At 66.3% G+C, this 18,123-nt stretch carries 15 protein-coding genes; 7 read left to right on the top strand and 8 right to left on the bottom strand.

The window, feature by feature from the left end; translation table 11 throughout:
- Positions 1-183 precede the first annotated feature (183 nt).
- Positions 184-1,665, top strand: a complete 1,482-nt coding sequence (locus tag V3C33_05835; GenBank protein ID XAS68798.1) for a C40 family peptidase — start codon at positions 184-186, stop codon at positions 1,663-1,665.
- 45 nt (positions 1,666-1,710) lie between these two features.
- On the opposite strand, the gene V3C33_05840 is transcribed toward V3C33_05835, so the two are convergent.
- The 5 genes from V3C33_05840 to V3C33_05860 form a co-directional block, all read right to left on the bottom strand.
- Positions 1,711-2,571 (bottom strand): ABC transporter permease subunit, encoded by an 861-nt coding sequence (locus tag V3C33_05840; GenBank protein XAS69662.1) that lies wholly within the window; start codon positions 2,569-2,571, stop codon positions 1,711-1,713.
- A gap of 64 nt (positions 2,572-2,635) precedes the next feature.
- On the bottom strand, positions 2,636-3,625 hold the full coding sequence (locus V3C33_05845) for an ATP-binding cassette domain-containing protein (GenBank protein ID XAS68799.1): 990 nt from the start codon (positions 3,623-3,625) through the stop codon (positions 2,636-2,638).
- Entirely contained in the window at positions 3,622-4,749 is a 1,128-nt protein-coding gene (locus V3C33_05850; GenBank protein XAS68800.1) for a hypothetical protein, read from the bottom strand. Before V3C33_05850 ends, V3C33_05845 begins: the two co-directional genes overlap by 4 nt.
- 25 nt (positions 4,750-4,774) lie before the next feature.
- The gene (locus tag V3C33_05855) at positions 4,775-7,465 is read right to left on the bottom strand and encodes a PEP/pyruvate-binding domain-containing protein (protein ID XAS69663.1); all 2,691 of its coding nucleotides are present in this window, start codon (positions 7,463-7,465) and stop codon (positions 4,775-4,777) included.
- A gap of 102 nt (positions 7,466-7,567) precedes the next feature.
- Positions 7,568-8,605, bottom strand: a complete 1,038-nt coding sequence (locus V3C33_05860) for a universal stress protein (protein XAS68801.1) — start codon at positions 8,603-8,605, stop codon at positions 7,568-7,570.
- Positions 8,606-8,878: 273 nt separating this feature from the next.
- Here V3C33_05860 and V3C33_05865 point away from each other — a divergent pair, with 273 nt between their 5' ends.
- Genes V3C33_05865 through V3C33_05875 form a run of 3 tightly spaced genes read left to right on the top strand, consistent with a single transcriptional unit; the run spans position 8,879 to position 12,232 of the window.
- The gene (locus V3C33_05865; protein ID XAS68802.1) at positions 8,879-10,147 is read left to right on the top strand and encodes an alanine racemase; all 1,269 of its coding nucleotides are present in this window, start codon (positions 8,879-8,881) and stop codon (positions 10,145-10,147) included.
- Complete coding sequence (locus V3C33_05870; protein ID XAS68803.1) at positions 10,144-11,550, top strand: D-arabinono-1,4-lactone oxidase; 1,407 nt, start codon at positions 10,144-10,146, stop codon at positions 11,548-11,550. Before V3C33_05865 ends, V3C33_05870 begins: the two co-directional genes overlap by 4 nt.
- A gap of 49 nt (positions 11,551-11,599) precedes the next feature.
- On the top strand, positions 11,600-12,232 hold the full coding sequence (locus tag V3C33_05875; protein ID XAS69664.1) for an NAD(P)-binding protein: 633 nt from the start codon (positions 11,600-11,602) through the stop codon (positions 12,230-12,232).
- 70 nt (positions 12,233-12,302) lie between these two features.
- Here V3C33_05875 and V3C33_05880 read toward each other — a convergent pair whose 3' ends face one another.
- Positions 12,303-12,956, bottom strand: a complete 654-nt coding sequence (locus V3C33_05880; protein XAS68804.1) for a copper resistance CopC family protein — start codon at positions 12,954-12,956, stop codon at positions 12,303-12,305.
- A 108-nt stretch (positions 12,957-13,064) separates the two neighbouring features.
- Between V3C33_05880 and V3C33_05885 the strand changes: the two genes are divergently transcribed.
- From V3C33_05885 to V3C33_05895, 3 genes are all read left to right on the top strand, one after another.
- Positions 13,065-14,507: an NCS2 family permease gene (locus V3C33_05885; protein ID XAS68805.1), complete on the top strand. Its 1,443-nt coding sequence runs from the start codon at positions 13,065-13,067 to the stop codon at positions 14,505-14,507.
- Positions 14,508-14,613: 106 nt separating this feature from the next.
- A complete protein-coding gene (hutG, locus tag V3C33_05890; protein XAS68806.1) occupies positions 14,614-15,612 on the top strand; it encodes a formimidoylglutamase in 999 nt (332 codons plus the stop codon).
- A gap of 108 nt (positions 15,613-15,720) precedes the next feature.
- A complete protein-coding gene (locus tag V3C33_05895) occupies positions 15,721-15,981 on the top strand; it encodes a hypothetical protein (protein ID XAS68807.1) in 261 nt (86 codons plus the stop codon).
- Positions 15,982-16,127: 146 nt separating this feature from the next.
- On the opposite strand, the gene V3C33_05900 is transcribed toward V3C33_05895, so the two are convergent.
- Both V3C33_05900 and hutH read right to left on the bottom strand, forming a co-directional pair.
- Positions 16,128-16,364 (bottom strand): hypothetical protein, encoded by a 237-nt coding sequence (locus tag V3C33_05900; GenBank protein XAS68808.1) that lies wholly within the window; start codon positions 16,362-16,364, stop codon positions 16,128-16,130.
- 162 nt (positions 16,365-16,526) lie between these two features.
- The gene (gene hutH, locus V3C33_05905) at positions 16,527-18,122 is read right to left on the bottom strand and encodes a histidine ammonia-lyase (GenBank protein XAS68809.1); all 1,596 of its coding nucleotides are present in this window, start codon (positions 18,120-18,122) and stop codon (positions 16,527-16,529) included.
- Position 18,123 lies beyond the last annotated feature (1 nt).

Raw genomic sequence — 18,123 nt, forward strand, 5'->3', positions numbered from 1 at the left:
CACGCCGCTGAAAATGTGACGGAATGACGTTTTTGTTGTTTATGTTATTGATGTGACCAGTGTTGCCAAAGTGGCATTCTGGCACGTAGCCTCATAGCTGCTGGGTGATCCGCAGAGGGGGCATTTCCGTGCCGCGTACGCATCCTCGCTCTTCCCAGCCTGACACTGCTGCGAGGTTGGCGAATGAGTTTGACCGGAACGGGCCGCAAGGCCGCCGTGCTGTGCACCGCCGTCGTACTCTTTGGAACGCTGGCCCTGCCCGCGCAGGCCGCGCCGTCCGCGCTCGCCTCCGTTCGCGCCGCAACACTCCAGGTTCCGGCAATGCCGGAAATTCCGTCGCCTGAAGACATCGCCGCCGCAAAGTCCAGTGAAAGCGCGACGGCGGATCAGGTCACCAGAATCGAACGCATCCTCGAGGACGCGTCCCGCGCCCAGCAGGCGGGCTTCGCCGTGTCACTGCAGGCGAACAATGCCTACGGCGATGCCCTGGTTGAGCTGAAGATCCGGAAAGATGCCGCCGCGGTAGCAACGGCCGAAGCCGCCGCGGCCGAGAGGGCGCAGGACAAAACCCGAAAGCAGATCGGCCAGCTGGCCGGGGACCTCTACCGCAACGGCGGACTGAACCCCGCCTTGAGCACCTTTGTGAGCGGCGGCGGGGACGTACTCCAGCAGGCCGCGACGCTGGAGGCGGTCACCGCCAACCGCAGCCGCGCCTTCGAGTCCGCAGAGACGACCGCCGCTGCGGCAAAATCGCTGACGGAAGCTGCGGCGGATGCCAACCGTGCAGCAGACGATGCCGCAAATACTGCGGAGTCACGAAAGGTCCAAGCCGAACAGGCCAATGCCGCGCAACTGAAAGCGGTGTCTGAAGCCAAGGCGCAGCGGACCGTGCTGGTGGATCAGCTCGCATCGCTGCGGCACACCACGGTCGCGCTTGAATCGGCGCGTGTGGATGCACTGGACCGCCTGCGGGAACAGGCCCGGCTGGCTGCTGTGACCGCGGCCGCCGACAAGGCTGCCGCAGATCAGGCGGCCAATCCCCGGTCACCGCAGGCACCCTCAGCTCCGAACCTTCCGGCCAACCCGTCCCCTGTTAACCCGGCACCGGTTGTGCCCAACCCGCCGGCTCGTCCCGCTCCCGTTGTTCCCGCACCCGTTGTTCCGGCACCGGTGGTGCCCGCACCGGTTGTTCCGGCACCGGTGGTGCCCGCACCGGTGGTGCCCGCGCCGGTTGTTCCCGCACCGGTTTTTCCCGCACCTCCTGCCCCCGTAATTCCTGCGCCGTCCCCTGGCGGTTCCAACCAGACAGCCATCTCGGTGGCGCTGGGCAAGGTGGGGTCGCCCTACTTCTATCAGTATGGTGGCACCGGCCCACGCGGCTTCGATTGCTCAGGACTGGTTCAGAACGCTTTTGCGGCGGCAGGGAAATACCTGCCACGCACTGCAGCCCAGCAGTTCGCCGCTGCCCCCATTCACCTGCCCCTCTCGCAGTCCCAGCCCGGCGACCTGCTGGTGTGGGGATCAGCCCCGAATTTCTACCACGTTGCCATTTACCTGGGTAACGGCAAGGTTGTTCAGGCGCTCAACCCGAGCGCCGGACTCACCGTCACGGACCTGGGCTGGATGGCGGGAATGCAGCTGCACCCCGTGGCTGCGCGCTACTGAGGGTCGCTGCCCGCTACTGAGGACGGCCCGGCAGCTCCGACAGCTCTAGGACAGCACGTCCTTGGTGACGAACCTGCTGTAGGCCAGCGCACCGAATACGGCGACGTATCCGGCCTGTAGCAGGGCGTTGCTGACAAACGAGTCCCACAGCACCGGCTGGCGCAGCAGGTCAGCGAAACCGAACCAATAGTGGCTGAGCAGCCACGGATGCAGCCACTCCAGCTGGGGAAGCTGGTCCAGCACCTGGGAAACTACGGACAGAACAATGGTGGCGGCCATCGCCCCCACCGGAACATCAGTCAATGTGGACAGGAACAGCCCTGCGGCGGATAGCCCCAGGAGCGAGACCGTCAGGTATGCGGCAATCAGCAGGAGACGGAGCGCCGCTTCCGAAGCGCCGATCTGGTCCCCGGAAAGCAGCGTCACCGGACCAACCGGGAAGAGTGCCGAGCCGATCGCGGTGCCCGCGAGCGCCACTGTCAGCGGCGCGGCGATACTAAAGGCGGCCGCGCCGGCGTATTTGACCAACAGCAGCCGCACCCTCCCGGCAGGGGCAACCAAGAGATACCGCAGCGTGCCAAGGCCCGCCTCGCCGGCGATGGTATCGCCCGCCACTACCCCGATGGTCAGGGGAAGAAACAGCGGCACTGAAACGAGCAAGGCCGTCACGCCAACGAACAGGCCATTCTGGGTGATCCGGTCAAGGAAGGCCGGCCCCCTTCCTGACGGCGGGGCCGAGGAAATACGGACCGCGACGGCGATCAGCACCGGTATAGCGGCCAGTGCCAGCAGCATGGCCCATGTCCGCCGGCGGCGAAACAGCACCTTCAGCTCGGAAAGCAGCAAGGAACCGCTGGAAGGGGTGTGCTCCCCCGCCCGGTCTGAGGCGGGTTCAATGCCAGGCAATTCGCTCTCGGGCGATTCGCCGGTGGTTGGTTTGTTGTCGGGTGATTTGCTGTAGGGCAATCTGTTATTGAGCAATGTCGAATCCCTCCCCGGTCAACGCGACGAAGCGGTCCTCGAGGGATCCCCGCTCCACGGAAAAACCCCGCACCCGGACACCAGCCGCCACCAGCGCGGCCACCACCTCATCCGGCTCAACAGTTTCTTCCGGCAGCGCGGCCGTCAGAACACCGTCGGCGCCGTCAGGCCGGCCGGTTACCGGAATCATGCCCAACCGCACCAGAACGCCCGACGCTGCTCCGCCGTCGGGGGTTAACAGGCGGATCCGCGCCTGGCCAGCCTGCCGCAGCTCCGCCAAAGGCCCCTGCGCCACGAGCCGGCCGGCGCTCATAATGGCGGCGTGCGTACAGATCTGCTCCACTTCGGCAAGCAGATGGCTGGAGACAAAGACTGTGGCGCCGTCAGCCGCGAGGGAGCGGACCAGATTCCGTACCTCCCGCGTTCCTTGCGGGTCCAGCCCATTGGTTGGTTCGTCCAGCACCAGAAGGTCCCGCGGAGACAGCAGCGCATTGGCAATGCCCAGCCGCTGCTTCATGCCCAGCGAGTACGCTCGTACTTTTTTGCCGGCTGCGTGGGCCAGGCCAACGCGTTCCAGCGCTTCCCCGACCCGGGCACGGCGCGTTCCCGGCGCGGCATGACGGTCCGCGGCATCAAGCCGGTGCAGGTTGGCGGCCCCGGAGAGGAACGGATAGAAGGCCGGTCCCTCCACCAGGGCACCCACGCGAGGCAGGACCTCGTGCAGCTGGCGCGGCATCTCGAGCCCCAGCACGTTGACGTTTCCTGCCGTGGCCGCGGCGAGGCCAAGCATCATGCGAATGGTAGTTGTTTTGCCCGAGCCGTTCGGTCCCAGAAATCCGAAGACGGAACCCGTCGGGACGGCAAGATCAATGCCGTCGACGGCCAGCTGACGGCCGAATCGTTTGCTCAGACCCTTTGTTTCTATACTCAGTTCTGCTGTACCGATGCCCGGTTCGGCGACCCGGCCAAGGGCTGTCACTTGGCAGCTGTGGCGGCGGCTTGCAGCCGCTCAGGCGGGACCATACCGGCGAAAATGCTGCCGTTGTCGGTGAGCAGGACATTGACGAGTGAGGTGGAGAGCAGCCGCCCGCCGGACACCGCCACTGTCGCCTGCTTGAGGAGCGGGTCGCTCAGCATTGAGTCAATCGATGTTGAATCGCCGCCTGGCGGGAATGCCACCACCGTTTCCCATCCGGAGCCGGTCACGGTGGGCCTGGTGGCAGAGCCGGCGCCATGGGGAGAGGTTGGGTCCTTGCCGGGGGTGCGGGTTTCGCCGGGCGCTTTGGGGGCCGGGTGCGGCACTGCGGGCTTCTCGAGCTCCTTGACAGTGGCGCCGGGCGGCGGATTGAAGGTGAACAATGAGGCATCGGGTGCAGCAAGAGTGAGGCTGGAGAACGCAATTCTGAACGCAGGTTCCCTTTGTCCCCGTGCGTCGATTTCCACGCTGAGCGGCAGGCCCGTCTGGCCGTCGACAGCCATGGACACCGAACCCACCAGTGTGCCCGGCGCCCGTGGCGTCAGGACCAGATTGTAGGCCGACCTGCCGGCAACCTGGATTTGAGGACCCAGCGATACAACTGTGCTGGGGTCGATTGCGGCCAGCATCTTCCCGGCCAGCTCCGCCGGAGTTGGCATGACGCCGTGCATCCCGGCGGGCGGTTTCTGCCGGTCCGCCTCAACCGCCGGAATGGTTATGTGGGTGGCTGTGTTGTTTTTCGATGTGTAAAACCACAGCTCGCTGCCCTTCCGGACGGCGTCCCGCTCCCCCAGCTGGTCCAACACCTGGATCCGCGCGTTGGCGGCTCCATCCAGGAACACCCGCGCGGTGTGCGGACCGGACAGCAGCTCAATGACTGAGGTGCCGCCGGCGCCTGCGTTGGGTCCTTTGGCCGGAAGCTCGGGCAAGCCAAGCCCGGAACTCTGCTCCAGCGTCCCGGACAATGATTGCGTGCTGTGCTGAGCAACCAATTCGAGCACTTGTTCCGGGGTTTTGGCGGGCAAAGGATCACCGGCCCGCGCCGGTACGGACCCTGCCAACACGGCGGCGGCGATCACGGCAGGTGCGGCCACGGCGGGCATCCACCGCAGCCATTTCCGGGTCATGAAAGCCCCGCTTCGATGCAGCAGCTCATAGCTTCAGGGTACGCCCCGGATCCGCTGCGTACACCCCCTCAGCTGAGGTCCGTTGGCGCCGGTCCGGCACAACGGTTCCGGCGCCGCCGTCGACAGTGATTTGCTGTCCCGTGACAAGGAGCGACGTGGCATCGGGAACACCCACCACCGCCGGAATCCCGTACTCCCGGGCCACTACGGCGCCGTGCGAGTTGGCGCCTCCCATTTCCATCACCAGACCGCCGGCCGTGAGGAAAAGCGGGGTCCAGCCCGGATCCGTGGACGGGGCCACCAGAATCTCCCCGGGTTCCAGGTAAGCTCCCACCGGGTCCAGGATCACCCGTGCTGCGGCAGTCACCCTTCCAGCCGACGCCGGGCTTCCAGTAAGCGCCCCTTCGGTGGCAGTCCCCCCGAGGGAATACACGGTTTCAGGTTCCGTCCCGTCTGAAAGCAGCATCCGGGGCACGTGGCGACGCCCGAGTTCCAGGGCATAGGCCTCCCTGCGCCGCGCCACCAGCGCCGTCAGGTCCTTGCCAGCCAGGCCAATCCTCGTTTCGACTAGATCAAGGAAGTACACGTCATCCGCTTGCGTGACCCGTCCGGCGGCGGCCAGCACCGCTCCGACTTCGCCGAGCTGGCTGCGGGCCTCGGCAAGTGCCACCACAATCTGGTATTTGGGAAGTTCCCGGAGCCCGGCGAAGAGGCGTGCCCGCTTGAGCGCAGCCTGCACCACCGCACCGCGGAGCCGGCTCCTGCCCCGGGCTTCCGCCACCAGCTTGGCCATGTGGGCTTCCGCTTCGCCCGCCGCGCTGTTGAACTGCTTGTCTGGTGCCTGGCCGGGATCATCCTGGCGGAGGTAGTTGGCCAGCACCCCAAGGATGTGGGTGGGGTCGTCCGACCAGCGGGGCATCCCCAGATCAATTTCGGCAACGGCCCGGTGGCCGTAACGCTGCAGGAAACCTGCCAGTCCGGACTGCACGACGGCGGGAAGTCCCCCGGAGCGGAAGCTCTGGGCGAGCGCCGCCAGCGGTTGCCCGGCAAGCGTTCGTTGGGAATCGTCGTCGGCTCTTATTTCCGTGGCCAACCGCCACAGGTCCAGGTCCATTTCAGTGGTCACGTTGTTGGGCAGGCCGCGGAGGACTGCCTGGAGATCGCCTCGCCGCCCACGGCCGCCCAGCAGTTTTCCTGCCAAAGCCAGCATGGCGAACCCCAGCGCGGGGAGCGGGAGAATGGCCGGGACGATAGGAAACAGCTGTTTTCCCAGGATCCGTTCCGTGTGGTCAAGCCGTTCCAGTGGAGTGGCGCCTGCAGGCAGCTCCAGGGCAGCTTTGAATTCCTTGGCGAAGCGGTCCACACGCCGGAGTGCCGCGTCCGGCCGGACCAGGGCGCGGAGCAGGGTTTCCGGAACCCGGGCGTGCGCTGCGACCGCGCCCACATGCCGCAGGAGCCCCAGGGGAGTCCTGCGGTTGATCGAAAAGCCTGGGTCCTCGAACAGGCGGCGGAGCACGGCCGCGGACCGCGCCTCCATGACGTCGAACACCTTGGGCACAATCCTGCGGCCGGTGCTGCTGCGGGCCACGGCAGTGAGGTCGAAGAAAATCCGCTGCCCGGCCTCCACATACGGCGATGGTCCGTTGCGGGACTGCGGCACGTCAAAACGGGCGGCACGGGCAACGGAGGACGCAATGAGCCTGAACGCGGCAAGCCCCATCGGCGTGATGGGGCGCGTGAGCCCCTGTGCCAGGCTGAAGCAGAGGTAGACGCGGGTGCCCTCTGCGGCCGGCGGATTCTCCGGCAGCGGGTAGAGAGTGGTAATCGGCCGGGACTGGGTGAGCCAGAGCTTGCCGTCGGAATCGATGGCCCATTCGGTGTCCTGCGGCGATCCGTAGTGTCCCTCCACCCGCCCGCCCAGCGCGGCGAGATCTTTGACCTGGCTGTCCTGCAGACACGCCCGACCATCTGCGTCCGCCTGTTCAATGCGTTCGATTCCGCCGGCCGGCAGGGCGCGGATGATCAGTTTTTTGTCCCCGATCCTGCGCTCCAGGATCTTCCCGGACGCAGTGTCCACTACGAAATGGTCCGGGTTGACGGCACCGGAGACCACCGATTCCCCGAGTCCGGGGCTGGCATCAATGACGGCTTCACGGCGCCTGCCCGTCACCGGGTTGGCGGTGAACAACACGCCGGCCGTCGCCGCATCCACCATGCGCTGAACCACAACGGCGAGCGCAACGGTGGAGGGGCTGATCCCATGGCTCGCCCGGTAGCTCACCGCCCGGTCGGTCCAGAGCGACGCCCAGCAGTGGCGAACGGCTGTCAGGACAGCGTCCGCACCCACCACGTTCAGATACGTATCCTGCTGGCCGGCGAAACTGGCAAAGGGGAGGTCCTCGGCCGTGGCGGAAGACCTGACCGCTACTGGCACGTCCGCTCCCAGCGCGGCATAGGCGTTTCGTACTGCAGCGGAGATGGCTGCGGGGACGCCAGTGTCCTGGACCAATCCGCGGGCGTGGCCGGCAAGCGCGGCCAGGGCTGGCAGGTTGTCCGGCGCCGTGGATTCGAGAGCGCTGTGCACGTCCGCGAGCTTCGGGGACGCCAGTGCCTGCCGGTAGGCATCCGTGGTCAGGCAAAAGCCCTGCGGAACAGGCAGCCCGGCAGCAGTCAGCTCACCCAGGTTGGCAGCTTTTCCTCCCACCAGCGGAAGCATGCCGGCCCTGACATGCCTGAAATCCAGAATCAGCTCGCTCCCAGCGGTCCGGGGAGCAGGCACCGGGCTCATCTGCTTCGGCCGGGCGTGATGGCGGCCGGCCTAAGCAGCGCCGAGCATGGGCCCAAAACTGGCGCGGTCCGCAAGCCGGGGATCGTCCCTGTCCGGAACCACCAGCACGGGGGCCTTGGCATGATGCAGAATGCCGTCTGAGGTAGAGCCCAGCAGCATCCCGGCGAAGCCGCCGCGGCCGCGGGTGCCCACCACGACAAGCTCCACATGCCGGCTTGCTTCGACCAGAATTTCCACCGGTGATCCGTCCACCAGCTGGGTCTCGATGGCGAGTTTGGGATAATGGCTCTTTAGCCAGGCTGCCCCGGCGTCCAGCTGGACCCGGATGTCCGCGAACAGGGCCTCACGGTCCATCGGCGCGGGGACCCAGGCCAGCGACCCGCTGTACTGGGGCACTGCGCAGATCACCCGCAAGGAAGCGCCCAGCCGCTCAGCCTGAGCCGCGGCCTCCAATACGGCAATCCGTGCCTGCTCGGAGCCGTCAACGCCCACCACCACCACGTTCTCAACCGGCTGCTTTCCGGACTTGGCCTGCTCCGCCTTGATGTGTTTGTCCTCGGTGGTCTCGCCCAGCCGGTCTGCACAGATCAGCGGCACAGTCACCGTGGGGCACTTCGCGTGTGCGGGCAGAGCGCTGCTGACAGAGCCCAGAAGCCTGCCCACAAAGCCGCCGCGGCCCCGCGTCCCGAAAACCAGCAGTTCTGCCGATTCGGACATCTCGAGGAGCACACCGGATGCATCGCCGTTCTCCACGGAGGCATCGACGTCGATGTCGTAGGCGGAGACCTTGTCCATGGCCTGCTTGAGGATTGCCTCGGCACCCTCGCGGATGACCGAATCATCCACGGTGGCGTAGCCGCCATCGAGTCCTGAGGCTGCAAAGATCGGCACCGAATACGCTGTCACGATGTGGAGCGGGCGGCGCCTGCGCTCCGCCTCACGGGCGGCCCACACGAGTGCGCATTGGCCGTGGTCAGAACCGTCGACGCCCACTACGATCCCCGCCGGGGCGGCGGAATCGCCGTCGTTGTCCCTTGCCGGGTCCGGTTGCATCTCATGTGCGCCCATTGGTCCGCCTCCTCGCGATACTGCCTGATGTTGCGGCTATTCTGCCAGAAGCGAGGGCCTTCGCTGTGCAACGGCTGGCCCATACTGCACCTGCCGCTGCCTTTGCCTGAAGGCCCGCCTCCTCTTCTCACTATTCTCGGTCGGCGGACACTTAGCAAGCATGTGGAAGGGCAGTCGGCCGGTTCCCCACATAGCCCGCAGACGGCCTTGACATGCCCCGTCGCTGTGGCAGAGTGAGCGGCAGCTTGCACCGATTTGAACAGGGAGGTGGCCGTGCTGGAACTGGATCCGCAGGCGGTTGAGTCGGGCCGCCACAATGACGATTCCGGCCGCCCCGCACTTCCGGACGGTCGCCCGTCCGGGGACTGGCGGCTGGCCGGTGCCGCCGTCCGGGCGCTGCCGGCGCCGCTTGCCGTCCTGGACCGGCAGTCCCTCTCCGCCAACGCAGGTTCGCTGCTGCGGCGGGCCGGTGGTAAGCCCATCCGGGTGGCCAGCAAATCCATCCGCTGCCGGGACGTCCTCCGCGCTGTCCTGGCCACGGAGGGCTTTTCCGGCATCCTCGCGTACACCCTGGCCGAAGGGCTGTGGCTGGCAGACGAGTTCGACGACGTTGTGGTGGCCTACCCGACGGCGGATGATGCAGCCCTGCGGCTGCTTGCCGCCGATCCAGCGCTCCTTGGGCGCGTCACGGTGATGGTGGATTCGGCCGAGCAGCTGGTGTGGATGGAATCGGTTCTGCGGGATGTGAACGCCGCGGGTCGGATCCGGCTGTGCATTGACCTCGATGTCGGCTGGCGGCCGGGCGGCGGGCCGCACATCGGTGTGCGCCGTTCCCCTGTTCGTACACCGGAAGAGGCGGCGGACCTGGCAGCGGAGATCGCCCGGCGGCGGGGCTTCCTGCTGGTGGGGCTGATGGGATACGAGGCGCACGTTGCCGGGCTGGGCGATCAGCCCCTCAACCCGGCGCGGGCTGCCGCGGTCAAAGCCATGCAGAGCCGTTCCATGCAGGAGCTGACGGTGCGCAGGCAGGCTGCCGTGGCCGCGGTCAGTCGGCTTGCAGACCTGGAATTCGTCAACGGCGGCGGCACGGGAAGCCTGGAGCTCAGCAGTCGGGACGACTCACTGACAGAACTGGCCGCCGGTTCGGGGCTGTTCGGTCCGGCCACCTTTGACCGCTACTCGCGGTTCCGCCCGGCGCCCGCCGCGGCCTTCGCGCTTCCCGTGGTCCGGCGCCCGGCTCCGGACACAGTTGTGGTGCTTGGCGGGGGCTGGATTGCGTCCGGCCCTCCCGGCCGGGACAGACTCCCGACGCCGGTGCACCCGCCGGGGCTCCGGTACCTCAGTGCCGAGGCAGCGGGCGAGGTGCAGACCCCGCTTCAGGGTTCCGTTGCGGCCACTCTGAGCATCGGGGAAAAGGTGTGGTTCCGCCATGCTAAGTCCGGTGAACTCTGCGAACACGTGGACAGCCTGCTGTTGCTGGACTCGGGTGAGGTGCGCGGCGAGCTGCCCACCTACCGGGGCGAAGGGAAGGCGTTTCTGTGAGGCCTGACCATGGTGCCGGGTTCTATAACGTCCTGCGTCCCCGGCGCCGGGCCGGAGTCTGGCGGAACTGGGCCGGCGATCAGGCCTGCACTCCCACAGCGGTCCGCGCTCCGGCCAGCATCGAAGAGGTGGCCGAGCACGTGCACCGGGCTTCGGAGCTGGGCACCACCATCAAAGCCGTTGGTTCGGGACACAGCTTCACCGGGATAGCCCTGACTGACGGCATCCAGCTGGACATGGCCAACCTCAGGGGGCTGCTCAGTGTGGACAGCAACTTGGGGCGGGCAACCTTTCTGGCCGGAACTCCGCTGGACGCCATACCGGATCTGCTGGCGCCGTTTGGTCTGGCCATGGAAAATCTCGGGGACATCGACCGCCAGACTCTCGCCGGTGCGGTCTCCACGGGCACGCACGGCACCGGGCTGGGGTTCGGCGGGATCAGTACGCAGCTCACCGGCCTTACTCTGGTTAACGGGCTCGGAGACATCCTCAACTGCTCAGCCACGGAGAACGCCGAACTGTTCCGCGCCGCGCAGTTGGGCCTGGGTGCCCTCGGAATTATTGTCACCCTGACGTTGCAATGCGTTCCGGCTTTCCGGCTGCACGCAGTGGAACGGCGCGAAGGCCTGGCCGATGTACTGGACGGCTTTGCGGACAGGGTCCGTGAAGAGGACCATTTTGAGTTCTATTGGTTCCCCCACACCGCTGCTGCCCTCACCAAGACAAACACACGCCGTGGACTGGCTTCGCCTGACCACCGGAGCGGCAAGGGTGCGCGCCCGCTGTCCCCCGCCCGGAGGTTCGTGGACGACCAATTGATGTCCAACGTTGTCTTCGACGGACTGAACCGCGTCCTGGCGCATGGACCTGCGCTTATCCCCGCGGCCAACCGGATTGTCAGCGGCATGACGGGGCAGCGCGAGTTTACGGATCTCTCACACAGGGTCTTCGCCACCGTCCGTACCGTCCGGTTCCGGGAAATGGAGTTCGCGGTTCCGCTGGAGGCTGTGCCCTCGGTCCTGCTCGAGCTTGACGCCATGATCGAACGCCGGCGGCTGAATATTTCCTTCCCCGTGGAGGTACGGTGCGCGGCCGCCGACAACATTCCGCTCTCCACCGCCTTCGGGCGCGAGACCGGGTACATCGCGATTCACAGCCACGTCGCCGCACCCTTTCTGGAGTACTTCCGTGAGGCCCAGGAAATATTCAGATCCCACATAGGACGACCCCATTGGGGAAAGTGGCATTTCATGGATTACTCAATGTTCAGCGAGGTCTATCCAGAGCTCGAAAAGTTCTGTAGTCTTCGAGACGTTGTTGATCCGACATTGGTGTTTCAGAACACCTACCTGGATCAGATACTGCGTCCGCACCCACTGGGTACCGGAACGCGTGCAGAGTGAAGATGCCTGCACTTCGAATCATTCGAGGAGGAGCACTGTAGTGTCGAGCATGCCTTTTTGCGGCGGAACCGAGCAGACCACCACAGTGATCATCGGAACCGGCCTCTCCGGCCTCGCCGTTGCGGCGGAGCTCAGCCGGCGGGGCGTGGACTCCATCATCGTGGATGGGCTGGACATCCTGGGCGCCGGACAACCGGCAAACACTGCTTCGCTGCAGCGCTGCGATGCAGCCGACTCCGCCACTCTTCAGGAGCGGAACGAGATCCTCCGGCACCTGCGCAACTACGCGGCCAGCCACCACCTGGACGTCCGGAACACCACACGCGCCGTACAGCTGGACATGGTGGCCGCCGGCATGGCCGACTCCCCCATGCGCAGGTGGGCGGTACACACCCCCACCGGAGTGCTGCTGGCGGACCACATCGTGCTGACGCGCTGCGCGCACAGCCAGTTGCGCCGCATGCTCAGCGAACTCGGCATCACCGTGGGCCAGAATCTGGTTGTCGCGATGCGTGCAATCGGCATCTATCTGGTGGGAGTGGGCGAACTCATCACGCCCACCCCCAAGGAAGTCCTTCGCCAGGCCAAGACCGTTGGCAAGGCCATCTCAGCCAAGGTTCACCCGGAAAAGATTCAGTCCATCCTGACCGGAAGCTTCGCCGCCCTGCCGGCCCCGGCCTGAGCAAACGCAGCCTGAGCAGACCAGTCCCCCAGCAGCCCGGCCTGAGTCAACGCAGCCCAGCAGCCCAGCGTCAGTCTTGCGGACGGCGGGCGGCTGTCCCGGCGTCGTCGTCCGTTTCCGGGTTACCGCCGAGGGATTCTTCATCCCCGGCGTCGCGGCCCGGCGCGAGGCGCCGCTTCGCAGTGACGGCGAGTACCACCAGCAGCCCGAGGGCGACGGCGGCAAAAATCACCAGGCTCCAGGGGAACGGCTGCGAAGCGTCCGGCGCCTTGTCCGGCGCAGCAGTGGTGCCCGGCTGGGCGGTGCCTGCGCCGGGAACGGAAGCTGCCGGCGTCGAACCGGCGGCCCCGGCCGTGGCCGTGAACTTGAAGTTTCCCTCGATGGGATGCGAATCGGAGCTCACCACCCGCCAGGTCACCGTGTACTCCCCCGCCGGCGCGCCGTCCCTGAGCTTCTGCGAAGCCACGTTGTCCACGATCTCCACATTGCCGTCGGCCCAGTCCGTTCCGGCAGAATCGCTGACTCGGACCTGCGCACCGAGCCCCAGCGGATTCTTGCTGAACGTGACGGACACCTTATCCGGCGGGGTAGCAACAGTGACGCCCTCTGCTGGGCTGCTCGATTCGGCGGCATCGTGCGCGGAAGCCGGCCCGGCGGCAAGAAGCATGGCGGCAAGAACGAGCGTGCCAAGAACGGCGCTCAGCAGCTGGCGGATGGAACGCATGAGTGGACTGCTCCCTTGTGTTGGCTTCCTTAAAGACTAGGCGATTGTGCGGGCTGGCCGCGGCGGCGCCTAATAGGATTCAACTAACCCATGAACCCCGGAGGACTAATGCTTAAGCAAGGATCTGCGCTGGACCGATATTTCAGGATTTCGGAACGGGGGTCCAACGTGTCCCGGGAGATCCGCGGCGGCTTCGCCACGTTCTTTGCCATGAGCTACATCGTGGTGCTGAACCCGCTGATCCTCTCCGGCGCGGACTCCAGCGGCGCCACGCTCGGCTTTGCGGCTGTGGCCGCCGTCACCGCGTTCGTTGCGGGCATCCTCACCATCCTGATGGGCGCCTGGGCCAGGCATCCGTTCGCTCTGGCTACAGGACTGGGCGTCAACGCCTTTGTGGCTGTCACGGTGTCCACCAACCCGGGCCTGACCTGGCCGGACATGATGGGCTTGGTCATGCTGTCCGGTGTGACCATGCTGATCCTTGTGCTCACCGGCTTCCGAACTGCCGTGTTCCGAGCCGTGCCCGACGGACTGAAGACCGCCATTGTGGTGGGTATCGGCCTGTTCATCGCGCTGATCGGCCTGGTCAACGCCGGCTTTGTCCGGCGCATCCCTGACGTTGCCGGCACCACGGTCCCTGTGGGTCTGGGCTTCGACGGCAAGCTCCTGGGCTGGCCCACTCTGGTATTCGTTTTTGGCCTCATCCTTACCATCGCCCTCGTGGTCCGAAAGGTCAGGGGTGCCATCCTGATCGGCATTGTGGCCTCGACCGTGCTGGCCGTGATCCTTGAGTTCACGCTCCACATCGGCCCCAGCTTTGACGGCAAGGTCTCCAACCCGCAGGGCTGGTCGCTGGTGGCCCCCACGTTTTCGGAGTGGGCCGCACCGGATCTCTCGCTGATCGGCAAGGCGAATCCCTTAGGCGCGTTTGAACACCTGGGCGTGGTGGCCGCCACGCTGCTGGCGTTCGTGATCCTGCTCAGCATCTTCTTCGACGCCATGGGCACCATGGTGGGCCTGGCCAACGAGGCCGGCACCATTGACAAGGACGGCAACATCCCGGACGTGGACCGCGTGCTCCAGGTGGACGCTCTGGGCGCGATCATCGGCGGCGGCGCGTCCGTGTCCTCCAACCAGATCTACGTGGAATCCGGCGCGGGCATCGGCGAAGGTGCCCGGACCGGTCTGGCGTCGATTGTCACCGGGCTGCTGTTCCTGGTGGCCATGTTCTTCACCCCGCTCATCAACCTCGTCCCGTTCGAGGCCGTGGCCCCCGCGCTGGTGGTGGTGGGCTTCATGATGGTGTCCCAGGTGGGCAAGATCGACTGGCAGGACTGGGGCATCGCCATCCCGGCCTTCCTCACGTTCGCCCTGATGCCGTTCACATACTCGATCGCCAACGGCCTGGGCTCCGGGTTCATCGCCTACGTCCTGATCCGCACCTTCCAGGGCAGGGTACGGGACGTCCACCCGCTCATGTGGGCCGTCGCCGCGGCATTCCTGGTGTTCTTCGCGGTGGGCCCGATCGAAGCCGCGCTCGGGATGAAGTAGGGACTGCCGCTTCCGCCGAGGTGAGCCTTCGGCTGTTTCCGGGATGCCAGACAGTCCGACGGCGACGCTGCTGGCTTTCGCGCTGCCGCTGCGGTGAGCTTGGAGCATGGCTATTACTGCGCTCACCGTCGATGTCCCGCCGCAGCCCTGGACAGGCCGTTTCGACGGCGGTGGCGCTGAGCACCGCCGCTGGTGGCAGGCGGTCGCCCCGTACCCGCCCGCGCAGGCCGCGCCTTCTGCCTCCGGGGCTTCCCGGGCTTCTGCGGCCTCCGCGGCTTCCGCGGTTTCCCGCCCGGCGATGATTCTGGGCTTTGCGAGCGACGAGGGCGTGCGCCGGAACAAGGGCCGCGTGGGCGCTGCTGCTGCACCGGCTGCCATCCGGGCTGCGCTGGGACCGCTCGCCTTCCACCTGGACCGGCACGTGTCCGACGCCGGCGATGTGGCGGTGGCGGACGGCGCACTTGAGGCCGGCCAGGCCCGCGCGGGGCTGGCGGTTTCGGCAATGCTCGACGCCGGGAACCTCACCGTTGTTCTGGGCGGCGGGCACGAGACCGCGTTCGCCAGCTACCTGGGGGTGGCCGGATCCGCGACTGTCCGGGCCGGCCGGCGGCTGGGTGTACTCAACCTCGATGCCCACTTTGATCTGCGCGACGAACCCGTTCCGAGCTCCGGCACGCCGTTCCTCCAGATGGCCCGCGCGGAAGCCGCCGCCGGGCGTGAACTGAAGTACGCCGTCGTCGGGATTTCAGAACCGAACAACACAAAGGCCCTGTTCAACACCGCTGACCGGTTGGGCGTGAAGTACCTGCTGGACGAGGACTGCACGGCTGATTCCGCGCAGGCGTTTGTTGCCGAGTTCCTGGCTGACATTGAGGTGCTGTACCTGACCATCGATCTGGACGTGCTGCCGGCGTCAGTGGCTCCCGGAGTAAGTGCCCCGGCCGCATATGGCGTGCCGTTTCCGGTGATCAGCGCGGTGTGCCGGCAGGTGGCTGCAAGCGGGAAACTGCTGCACCTGGACGTGGCCGAGCTGAACCCGGAGTTCGACATCGACGGCCGCACCGCCAGGGTGGCCGCGCGGCTGGTGAACACGCTGCTGGGGTAGTGCCGGGCGGGCTTCCTGATGCTCTAGACACCAGTCATCTGACATTTATGGCTCCAGAGTTTAGAATAGTCTCCGCCCATCAGGCACGAACCACAGGAAGTACAGCATATGAGCACCGCTACACTCGAGCGCTTCACCGCCTCGTCGTCCTCTTTCGAGCCCGCAGATTCCCGGGCCATCCACCTGCAGTTTTCCAGCGCGCTTGAGATTCACGACGGCCTGGACAACGCAGTTGCCGCCCTCATCGAGACTGCTGCTTTGGAAGCAAGCTGCGGCATCCTGGTGACACGCCACGAGCCCGGCCAGTACTCGGTAGCCCTGGACCAGTCAGTCCCCTTCGGCAAGATCTACGAAGACATCGCAGCCTGAATCTCCGGCGGCAAAGCTAACTCCGCAAACCAAAAAACCGGGGCTCGTTCGCCATTCCGCACCTTGATGGTTGGGAATCGCGAACAAGCCCCGGTTTTCAGGTCTCGACAGGCTCGACCAGCGGTCCAGGCCCGACCAGCCTGCGCCTAGGCCCGGCGGACCTGCACGCCGTCGGACTTCATGAAGAGCTGGGCTTCAGACGGGCCAGTGGGCACGAGCCACAAAACGTTGCCGCTCCGTGAAACTTCCTCCACCTCGCCCGCAGCCACCACATGCGCGTGCTTGAGAATTTCGACCCGCTCGCCGGCTTTCAGCGATCCCCAGTCGGAAACCGTGCCGGCGTGCGCCATGCGCCTGGACAGAACTGCCCCGCGTGCTTTCATTGAACTTCTACCCCTTTGTGGACGTTCGTTGTGTCACAGCTTCGTTGATGTGACTTTCAATACACCTTCATTTCTACTACACTTCCGCGCCCCCGACGGACGTGTTGCCACATATTTCGGGGGCGCCGTGAAATGTTCATTCCTACTGCACTTTGTTCACCCTCAGGCAAGAATCCCGACGGCGGATTCGGCGGCCGCGCGGATCTCACCTGAGGCAACCAGACGGTCAGCCGCTTCCAGTTCCGGCGACAGGAACCTGTCCGCACCGGGACCGTCCACCACGCTGCGGAGCGCCGCGATCACGGCAGCACCTGCGGGGCCCGGCGTGAGGTCCCCGCCGGACATCTGGGTGCGCATATCGATGGCCCGCGCCGACGTCACCAGCTCCACGGCCAGGACGCGGCGCAGGTTCTCCACTGAGCGGCGCAGCTTGCGCGCAGCATGCCACCCCATGGACACGTGGTCCTCCTGCATGGCGGAGCTCGGGATGGAGTCCACTGACGCGGGAACAGCCAGCCGCTTGTTGTCCGAGACCAGACCGGCCTGCGTGTACTGGGCGATCATCAAGCCGGAATCCACGCCCGGATCAGCTGCAAGGAATGCCGGCAGCCCATGCGAACGCGCAGGGTCCAGCATGCGGTCCGTGCGGCGCTCGGCGATGGAGCTCAGGTCCGCCACAACGATGGCCAGGAAGTCCAGCACGTAAGCCACCGGGGCGCCATGGAAGTTTCCGTTGGAGGAAACGCGGCCGTCCGGGAGCACCACCGGGTTGTCGATGGCAGCGGCCAGCTCGCGGGAAGCCACCAGGGCGGCGTGGTCCACGGTGTCCCGGACTGCGCCGGCAACCTGGGGCGCGCAGCGCAGCGAGTACGCATCCTGGACCTTGGTGTCGTTGATGCGGTGCGAGGCCACAATCGGCGAATCTGACAGAACGCGCAGCATGTTGTCCGCGCTGGCGGCCTGGCCCGGGTGCGGACGGAGTGCCGCGTGCAGCTCCGGCAGGAACACCTGATCCGTGCCGAGCAGCGCCTCAACGCTCAGCGCGGCGGTGATATCCGCCGTCGTAAGTAATTGCCGGATGTCGGCGATGGCCATCAGCAGCATGCCCAGCATGCCCTCGGTGCCGTTGACCAGCGCGAGGCCTTCCTTCTCGGCGAGGGTGACGGGCTCGATCCCGTGCTCGGCAAGGAGCTCCGCGACGGGGCGGCCGTCCTTGGTTCCGTAGAGCACGCCGTCAGGGCCGGCGGCTTCGCCTTCACCCATCAGTACCAGGGCGCAGTGCGACAGCGGTGCGAGGTCGCCGGAGCAGCCCAGCGAGCCGAACTCGCGGACCACGGGCGTGATGCCGGCGTTGAGCACATCCACCATGGTCTGCAGCACAACCGGACGGACGCCCGTGCGGCCGGACGCGAGGGTCTTGGCGCGCAGGAACATGATGCAGCGGACCACCTCGCGTTCCACTGCCGGGCCCATGCCGGCGGCGTGGCTGCGGATCAGCGATTTCTGCAGCTGGGTGCGGAGCTCGTTGGGGATGTGCCGGTTGGCGAGGGCGCCGAAGCCCGTGGAGATGCCGTAGGCGGGAACCTCGCTGTGCGCGAGATCGTCGATGTGGGCGCGGACCTTGGCGACGGTGTCCAGTGCTTGCTGGGAAATGGTCACCTTGGCGTCGTGGCGCGCGACGGCGACAACGTCCTCGGGGGTGACGCCGCTGGAACCGAGGGTGACGGTCAGCGCGGCCTGTGTTGCTGTGGTTGTCATG

This window comes from Micrococcaceae bacterium Sec5.7 (assembly GCA_039636785.1).
In the GTDB taxonomy this organism is placed as follows: domain Bacteria; phylum Actinomycetota; class Actinomycetes; order Actinomycetales; family Micrococcaceae; genus Arthrobacter.

Bases quoted from the DNA above. Each gene is read 5' to 3' on its own strand.
- V3C33_05835 (XAS68798.1), top strand. From the start codon at position 184: ATGAGTTTGACCGGAACGGGCCGCAAGGCCGCCGTGCTGTGCACCGCC.
- V3C33_05850 (XAS68800.1), bottom strand. From the start codon at position 4,749: ATGACCCGGAAATGGCTGCGGTGGATGCCCGCCGTGGCCGCACCTGCC.
- V3C33_05855 (XAS69663.1), bottom strand. From the start codon at position 7,465: ATGCTTCCGCTGGTGGGAGGAAAAGCTGCCAACCTGGGTGAGCTGACT.
- V3C33_05860 (XAS68801.1), bottom strand. From the start codon at position 8,605: ATGGGCGCACATGAGATGCAACCGGACCCGGCAAGGGACAACGACGGC.
- V3C33_05875 (XAS69664.1), top strand. From the start codon at position 11,600: ATGCCTTTTTGCGGCGGAACCGAGCAGACCACCACAGTGATCATCGGA.
- V3C33_05880 (XAS68804.1), bottom strand. From the start codon at position 12,956: ATGCGTTCCATCCGCCAGCTGCTGAGCGCCGTTCTTGGCACGCTCGTT.
- V3C33_05885 (XAS68805.1), top strand. From the start codon at position 13,065: ATGCTTAAGCAAGGATCTGCGCTGGACCGATATTTCAGGATTTCGGAA.
- hutG (XAS68806.1), top strand. From the start codon at position 14,614: ATGGCTATTACTGCGCTCACCGTCGATGTCCCGCCGCAGCCCTGGACA.
- V3C33_05895 (XAS68807.1), top strand. From the start codon at position 15,721: ATGAGCACCGCTACACTCGAGCGCTTCACCGCCTCGTCGTCCTCTTTC.
- V3C33_05900 (XAS68808.1), bottom strand. From the start codon at position 16,364: ATGAAAGCACGCGGGGCAGTTCTGTCCAGGCGCATGGCGCACGCCGGC.
- hutH (XAS68809.1), bottom strand. From the start codon at position 18,122: ATGACAACCACAGCAACACAGGCCGCGCTGACCGTCACCCTCGGTTCC.